Raw genomic sequence first — 7768 nt, 5'->3', positions numbered from 1 at the left:
TGCCTTTGTGGGGACTGAGCTCAATTTTTTTCTTTGCGTTTTTGCGACTTTGCGTGAGACAAATCCTTCTCTTGGAGAAGCAGGATAACAGAAATCCTCCTTTGTGTCTTTGCGCCTTCGTGGGATTTCCTTTTTTTACTTTGCGTCTTCGCGTCTTTGCGGGAAACAATTTTTACAAATCTTGAAGTGCCTTTTCCTTTGTGCCTCCGTGACTTTGTGGGAAACCATTTCCGGAATCCTTTTCTTTGCATTTCAGCGTGAGACTTCCTTTTACTTCCTCCTAAACCCAAATACCCCCACCACCATAAAACAAACCAAAGGCAATATAAAAGAGAAATTGACTTCAGAAACCCCCATGATCAGGATGTCATCATAGGCAGGTCCGCCAAAATCCAAGATCACGCCCTGAAGAGTGGGCATGATGGCCCCGCCCACAATCGCCATCACCAAAAATGCCGCGCCATATTTCCCATCTTCTCCCAATCCTTCTAAGGCGATGCCATAGATCGTGGGAAACATCAGGGACATGGCAAATGAGATTCCCACCAAAGAATAAAGCCCATAAATCCCCTCGATAAACATGGCACCAAGTGTGAATGCTCCCGCCAAAACAGCGAAATAAAACAGCAATTTGGCAGGAGGGAAGTACCTGAACAAAAATGTACAAATCCATCTTCCCACCAAAAAGAGAATCAATGCGGCATAGGCATAATTCACCGCCGAAGCATTGTCAATTCCCATGGCCTCGGCATATTGGTAGATATATGTCCAAACCATAATCTGTGCACCGACATAAAACATCTGTGCGACAACACCTTCCACAAATTGAGGTTGCCGGGCTAGCCGTTTCATAGAAGGCCAAAAGTCTAATTTTCCGTTGTTGGTTTTGCTTTCAGGCATTTTGGCAAAGGCAATGACCAATCCAAGGATAATTACCACCAATCCTAGCATCACATAAGGATCTCTGATTACCATCAGGTCATTGGTTCGGACGATGGCTTTGGCTGATTCATCCAAAGTGTCGTAAATAAGGTTTCCCGCAGCATCTGTATTGTTGGATTGGAGGGCATTGAGGATAAATTCTTTTGCCACAAAAAGACCGGCCAAAGCGCCCATCGGATTGAATGCTTGGGCAAGATTCAGTCTTTGGGTTGCTGTTTCCTCCGAACCCATGGACAGTACGTAAGGATTGGCGGTAGTTTCCAAAAAAGCCAATCCAAACGTCAGGATATAAAGAGCCAAAAGAAAGAAGAAATAGCTTTCCCAAGCAGCCGCAGGATAAAATAGCAAAGCTCCAAAAGCATACAAACCCATCCCGATCAAAACACCTGTCTTGTAGCTGTATTTCTTGATAAATATGGCCGCCGGAAGTGCCATGGTAAAGTATCCTCCATAAAATGCCATCTGCACCAAGGACGCTTGAACGTTGTTCAACTCCAAAACCCGCTTGAATGCCGCCACCATGGGATTGGTGATGTCATTGGCAAATCCCCACAATGCAAACAAAGAAGTAATCAGGATAAAGGGCAGGAGGAGGGCTTTTGGAAGTAGGGTGGTTTTGGGCATTTTGCGGTTAATGGTTAATTGGTTAGAGGTTATTTGGTTTTAGGTCCCTGAGCTTGTCGAAGGGTTGGTTATTGATTAATTGGTTATTTGGTTATCTGATTTTGAATACATATCGTGGAAATAATACTTAAGACTTTTTCTTGATCCTTACATCTTTGAATCTTGGTACTTTATACATGGTACTTCGTACTTCATACTTGGTACTCAAATCGCCCTGTCCAAATGTGTGTATCCTCCATCCACATAGATCAATTGTCCGGTGGTATGGGAAGAGCGCTCTGATAGTAAGAAAACCACCATATCTGCGATTTCTCGTGGTGTGGTCATCCTTTTTTCAAGAGGAATTCTATTTTGAATCTCGTTCAATTTATCTTCAGGATTGTCAAATGTCTTCAGCCAACTTTCATACAAGGGTGTCATGACTTCAGCAGGAATCACCGCATTGACCCGGATGCCGTATTTGAGGAGTTCTACGGCCCATTCTCTTGTTAGTGACAATTGGCCACCTTTTGCCGCAGTGTAGCCACTTGTATTTCCTTGTCCGGTGACCGCGGTTTTGCTGCTGATATTGACAATACTTCCTTTCGATGCTTTGAGATGCGGAAGTGCATAGTGTACCAAATCATAGTAATGGCCGAGGTTTTTTTCAACAGATGCCCTGAAAGCTTCAGGAGAGCCATTTTCCAATCCAACACCATCATTGACACCGGCGTTATTGACCACCCCGTCAATTCTTCCAAACTTCTGAAAAGCCATTTCCACAGCTTCTTTGACCACCTTGGAATCTGTCAGCCTTCTTGGTATGTGAAGCGCTTTCCCTCCATTTGACTCACATTCAAAAACAAGGTTTTGACCTTCTGTGATCGAAGGGTCAATGATCACAGGATAGGCGCCTTCTTCAGCCAAAACCCTGCTGATGGCTCCACCAATACCTTTTGCCCCGCCGGAAACGAGATATACTTTTTGGTTGATGTTTAGGTTCATTGCCTGTATTGAAATGAAGATGTGAGATTTTAGAGTAGCGGTGAATTCATAATTCATAATTCTGAATTCATAATTAATTAAGCTTGCTTCGCAACCTGTCTCGCCGTTCCCAATCCATCAATTCCCAATTCGACCACATCTCCGGGATTGAGGTAGCGAGGTGGTTTCAGTCCCAAACCTACGCCGGAGGGTGTTCCTGTTGAAATCACATCTCCGGGAAGCAAAGTCATGTACTGGCTGATGTAAGAAACCAAAGTTGGAATGTCAAAAACAAGGTCTGAGGTGTTGCTGTCCTGCATCGTTTCACCATTGACTTTGAGCCAAAGTCGCAGGTTGTGTGGATCGGCGATCTCGTCTTTGGTAACCAAATAGGGACCGAGAGGAGCAAAGTGGTCTGCACTTTTTCCTTTGACCCACTGTCCGCCATGGTGCAACTGAAAATCCCTTTCGCTGACGTCGTTGTGAAGTACATATCCTGCCACATAATCCATCGCATCTTCTTTGCTGACATAGGTTGCTTTCTTGCCGATTACCACTGCCAACTCCACTTCCCAATCGGTTTTGGTAGAATTCCTTGGAATCAAAATCGGATCAAAAGGACCGCAAAGTGAAGAAGTAGCTTTCATAAAAAGTATAGGAACCTCAGGAACAGGCATGCCGCTTTCTTTGGCATGCAGGGAATAATTCAATCCCACACAGAGGATTTTTGATGGTCTTTTGATGGGTGAACCAAGTCTATTTTTATCACTGATTTCCTGAAGGTTATGTATGTTTGATTCAAGCCATAATTTCAGTCTAATTAGGCCATCATTTTCCAAAAACTCTTCTGACCAATCTTCACCAAAACTGCTGCAATCCAGCCATTTTCCGTCAGGTGAGACGATTCCCGGTTTTTCTTTTTCTGTTTCTCCAAAGCGAATAAGTTTCATGTATTTGAGGTTATTAGGTTGATAAGGTTACAAAGTTTTAAAGTTAGCAGGTTTTGGGTTTTTCCTACAACCAAAAATAAAAGATTGGCAAATAGCGGAGAAGGCTATTTATAACCAATACCAATCATTTGTTAACTGGTTGGAAAATTAAGATTGTTATTTTCAGTTTAAAAAAGATTATTTCTACTCATCTGTGATTTTTTTGAAACTTGATATACTAATGCAGTGAAGATTGATTCTTGATGGATATAAAAGAAAATTTTGCCAACGTCATTAAAGCCAATGAAGGTCTGATATACAAAATCACGATGCTTTATACCGATAACAAACAAGATAGAAAAGACCTGTATCAGGAGATCGTCTACCAGCTTTGGAAATCATTTGGTTCATTCAGTGAACAATCAAAACTGAGCACTTGGATGTATCGGGTGGCACTCAACACGGCCATCTTTCATCTCAAGCAATCCAAAAAAAGGCCTGATACCATTCCTTTTGAATTGGAAATGGACAAGCTGACAGATGAAAGCGACAAGGCCGAAGAAGAAAGAATCAAACTTCTCTATGAGCATATCCAAAAATTGAATTTGCTTGAAAAAGGGATTATCCTACTTTTCCTAGAAGGTAAATCCCATGAGGAGATATCGGAAATTGTGGGAATTTCGATAAGTAATGTGGGTACAAAAATCTCTAGAATCAAAGAAAAACTTAAATCTCAAATCAAAAAAAACACCGATTATGGAACTTGAAGAAATGAAGCAGGGATGGAATGCCATGAGCAAAAGAGTTGAAAAACAAGAAATTCTAAACCAACAAATCATAGAAAAAATGACACAAGACCAATACCAAAGTAATCTGAAGAAAATAGCCCTTCCTGAGTTTATTGGAACCATCATCTGCTATTTGGGTGCAACTTACCTATCTGTAAATGTCCCAAAACTTGAAGAGCCTTTGATCCAGTATTTTGGGGTGATTTCGATCGCTTTGCTCCTGATTCTTCCTATCATTTCCCTTCAATCGGTCAGAGCGATGAGGAAAATCAATCTATCATCACATACTTATCTGGAAACCATTCAGATTTTTGGCAAACAGAAAATCAGATTCCAAAAGCTTCAGAAGCTGAATGTTTCCTTGGGATTATTTCTAATGGTTATTGGCGTTCCGGTTCTATTGGCCATAAAGGGAATTAGTTTGGACCCGACTCCACTTTTCTGGATGCTGTACTTTCCAATAGGGATAATGTTCTTTTTGGGTTTTTCTTATTGGACACTTAAGTCTTACAACAAAGCCTTAAAAGCCACTGAAAAGATGTTTACTGAGGTCAATGAATAGAAAGGTACTTAAATAGCAATATTGGAATGGATCCAATGTTCTTATCATTCAAATCCCGCCACCTATCCAAAATCCATATACTTTCCCCATTATTTTTTTTAACTTAATGATTTACAATCGGTTTAGAAAATGCTTACAGCAAATCCCTGTTCCCAATAACCAACCCTTCGACAAGCTCAGGGACCTAAAACCAATAACCAATCCCTTCAACCTCTTACCTTTAACCTTTAACCTCTTACCTTTTACCTCTCACCAGTAACCAAATAACCAACCCTTCGACAAGATCAGGGACCACCCTTCGACAAGCTCAGGGACCTAAAACCAATAACCAACCTAAAATATGCAATACTCATTTATACTCAATGGAAAACCTGTTCAAGTCACCGCAGAGGAGGATGCCAACCTGCTTTGGACATTGCGGGAAAGGTTAAAAATGACCGGAACGAAATACGGTTGTGGCGTTTCCTTATGCGGATCATGCATAGTTCATATTGATGGCAAACCAATAAAATCCTGCATCACACCGCTTTCTCAAGCCGAAGGAAAAAAGGTTACCACCATTGAAGGACTTTCGGAAGACCGAAGTCATCCACTTCAATTGGCTTGGATTGAGGAACAGGTTCCGCAATGCGGGTATTGCCAATCCGGGCAAATCATGCAGGCAGCAGCTTTGTTGGCAGAAAACCCCAACCCAAATAGGGAAGAGATCATCAAGCATATGAACGGAGTGCTTTGCCGCTGCGGTACCTATTTGAAGATATTGAAAGCAATCGAAAAAACCGCCCAAAAAGTCTAACCATGGAAAATCAAATAGAATCACAGGGATTGAGCAGGAGGAAATTCCTAAAATTGGGAGGAGGAATCACCTTTTTGGTGACAGCTGTCGGATTGCCGGCATTGGTATTTAAAAAAGAAGAGTTAGCCGATACCAAGCAGATTTCCGCTTGGGTTCATTTGGCCGCTGATGGTACAGTGACCATCTATAATCCCGCTTCGGAAATGGGGCAGGGGACGATGACAGCATTGGCCGCCATTTTTGCAGAGGAAATGGACGCAGATTGGACAAAAGTGAAAATCGAAGATGCACCTGTCGAACCGGAAATCTATGGAATCGGTTGGGGTGGTGAAAGAGGCGGCAGCATGTTGACTGTGGGAAGCCGCTCGGTAAGTGGCCACTACAACAACCTCCGTCAGTCCGGGGCACAAGCAAGGTATGTTCTGCTGACTGCAGTTGCAGAGAAATGGGGAGTGGAGAGAAATGAATTGAAAACCGAGTCAGGAGTGGTATTTCATCCAAAAAGCAATAGAAAAATCACTTATGGAGAAATTGTTGAGTTCGTAAAAATCCCTGCATCGGTTCCTGAAATTCCGGATTCTGATTTGAAAAACCCAAAAGATTTCAAATTGATTGGCAAAGAATATCAGCGGTATGATGTGCCTTTCAAGGTTGATGGTTCGGCCATTTACTCAGGAGATATCCATGTGCCGGGAATGGTATATGCGGCCATCGTCCGCTCGCCGGTCAACGGGACCCAACCTGAACTCAAAAATGAATCAGCGATCAGAGGTATAAAAGGAGTTTTGAATTTAGTCAGTTTGAAGCATGGCGTTGGGGTAGTTGCCAACAGCATGGAAACCGCCTTGAAAGCCAAAGCCATGATGGAAATCACATGGAAAGGCGATCCAAAAGCTAAATCCCACAACAGCCAAGAAGCCTACGCAGAGTATGAGCAACTATCCAAATCCTCCCAAACAGGCAGCATTGTGGCTCAAGCCGGTGATCTGAATCGGGAGTTGCCAAAAGCCCAAAAAACAATTAAGGCAGATTACAAAAACGATTATGTCTACCATGCTCAGATGGAACCGCTCAATGCCGTCGCCCACGTGAAAGCCGATTCGGCAGAGGTTTGGGTTGGTACGCAGGCTTCTGATGGTACAAGAAATGATGTTGCCAACCATTTGGGATTGGACTTCAAAGCGATCAACCTGCACACTTGTTATTTGGGTGGAGGATTTGGCCGAAGATCCATGACAGATTTTGTGATAGAGGCAGTGGATATTTCGAAGGCGATAAACCTGCCTGTCAAATTGCAATGGACTCGGGAGGATGACCTTCAGTATGGCGCATTCAGGCCGATTTCTTTACAAAAGCTAGAAGCAGGAATTGACCAAAACGGTAACATCAATTCGTGGAAACATGTGGTTATCGGAACAGGTGGAGGATTATTGGGTTCGGGTGCAGACATACCTTTTTATGATATTCCAAACAAATTGATCGAAGTCAGGAATATTGACCATGGTGTGCGGACCAAACATTGGCGGGCTGTAGGACATGGACCGAACAAGTTTGCGATCGAGACTTTTGTAGACGAGATAGCTTTGGAACAGAAGAAAGACCCATACCAACTGCGAAGGGAATTGATGAAAAATCACCCACGGGAGCTTGCAGTTTTGGACAAAGTGGCTGACATGGCAAAATGGGATTCTCCGGTCCCCAAAGGCCGAGCAAGAGGAATTGCTTTTGCGGAGCGAAGCGGTTCATTAGCAGCAGGAGTCTGCGAAATCTCTGTTGACAGATCAACCGGAAAAATTAAAGTTCACAAGATTTGGGGTTCATTGGATGGCGGTGTGGTCGTACATCCCCAAAATGCCATGTACCAAATGGAAGGTTCATTGGTGATGGGATTGAGCAGTGTGCTGTTTGAGAGCATTACTTTCAAAGAAGGACAGGTGGAGCAATCCAATTTTTACGATTATCCCATTTTAAGGATGGAAGATGCCCCCGAAGAAATCATTTTGGAAATCATTCCTTCCACCGAAAAACCAACTGGAATCGGAGAAGCAGGTTTGCCATTTATGGGAGCAATCATATCCAATGCCTTTGCGGCCTTGACCGGGAAACGTTTGAGACATATGCCTTTTACTCCGGAGAAGGTGCTGGAAATTCTTTCGTGATTATT

General features: G+C 43.0%; 7 protein-coding genes. 4 read left to right on the top strand and 3 right to left on the bottom strand.

The window, feature by feature from the left end; all coding sequences use genetic code 11:
* Positions 1-270: 270 nt before the first annotated feature.
* The 3 genes from fucP to M3O96_RS10270 form a co-directional block, all read right to left on the bottom strand.
* The gene (gene fucP / locus M3O96_RS10280) at positions 271-1566 is read right to left on the bottom strand and encodes an L-fucose:H+ symporter permease (RefSeq protein WP_249720370.1); all 1296 of its coding nucleotides are present in this window, start codon (positions 1564-1566) and stop codon (positions 271-273) included.
* Positions 1567-1770: 204 nt separating this feature from the next.
* A complete protein-coding gene (locus M3O96_RS10275) occupies positions 1771-2550 on the bottom strand; it encodes an L-fucose dehydrogenase (RefSeq protein WP_249720380.1) in 780 nt (259 codons plus the stop codon).
* 77 nt (positions 2551-2627) lie between these two features.
* Positions 2628-3479 (bottom strand): fumarylacetoacetate hydrolase family protein, encoded by an 852-nt coding sequence (locus M3O96_RS10270; protein ID WP_249720368.1) that lies wholly within the window; start codon positions 3477-3479, stop codon positions 2628-2630.
* Positions 3480-3721: 242 nt separating this feature from the next.
* On the opposite strand from M3O96_RS10270, the gene M3O96_RS10265 reads away from it, so the two are divergent.
* From M3O96_RS10265 to M3O96_RS10250, 4 genes are all read left to right on the top strand, one after another.
* Positions 3722-4225 carry an RNA polymerase sigma factor gene (locus tag M3O96_RS10265; protein WP_249720366.1) on the top strand — a complete coding sequence of 168 codons (504 nt, stop codon included), beginning with the start codon at positions 3722-3724 and terminating at the stop codon, positions 4223-4225.
* A complete protein-coding gene (locus tag M3O96_RS10260) occupies positions 4215-4808 on the top strand; it encodes a hypothetical protein (protein ID WP_249720365.1) in 594 nt (197 codons plus the stop codon). The genes M3O96_RS10265 and M3O96_RS10260 overlap by 11 nt, the downstream gene beginning before the upstream one ends.
* 340 nt (positions 4809-5148) lie before the next feature.
* Positions 5149-5604, top strand: coding sequence for a (2Fe-2S)-binding protein (locus M3O96_RS10255; protein WP_249720363.1), 456 nt, complete (start codon positions 5149-5151; stop codon positions 5602-5604).
* Between the two features lie 2 nt (positions 5605-5606).
* On the top strand, positions 5607-7763 hold the full coding sequence (locus tag M3O96_RS10250) for a xanthine dehydrogenase family protein molybdopterin-binding subunit (RefSeq protein WP_249720362.1): 2157 nt from the start codon (positions 5607-5609) through the stop codon (positions 7761-7763).
* The last annotated feature ends 5 nt before the right edge of the window (positions 7764-7768 follow it).

The organism is Aquiflexum sp. TKW24L (assembly GCF_023502205.1).
Classification (GTDB): domain Bacteria; phylum Bacteroidota; class Bacteroidia; order Cytophagales; family Cyclobacteriaceae; genus Cognataquiflexum.
The sequence above is the reverse complement of the archived record's forward strand: the minus strand, read 5'-3'. Positions and strand labels throughout refer to the sequence as shown.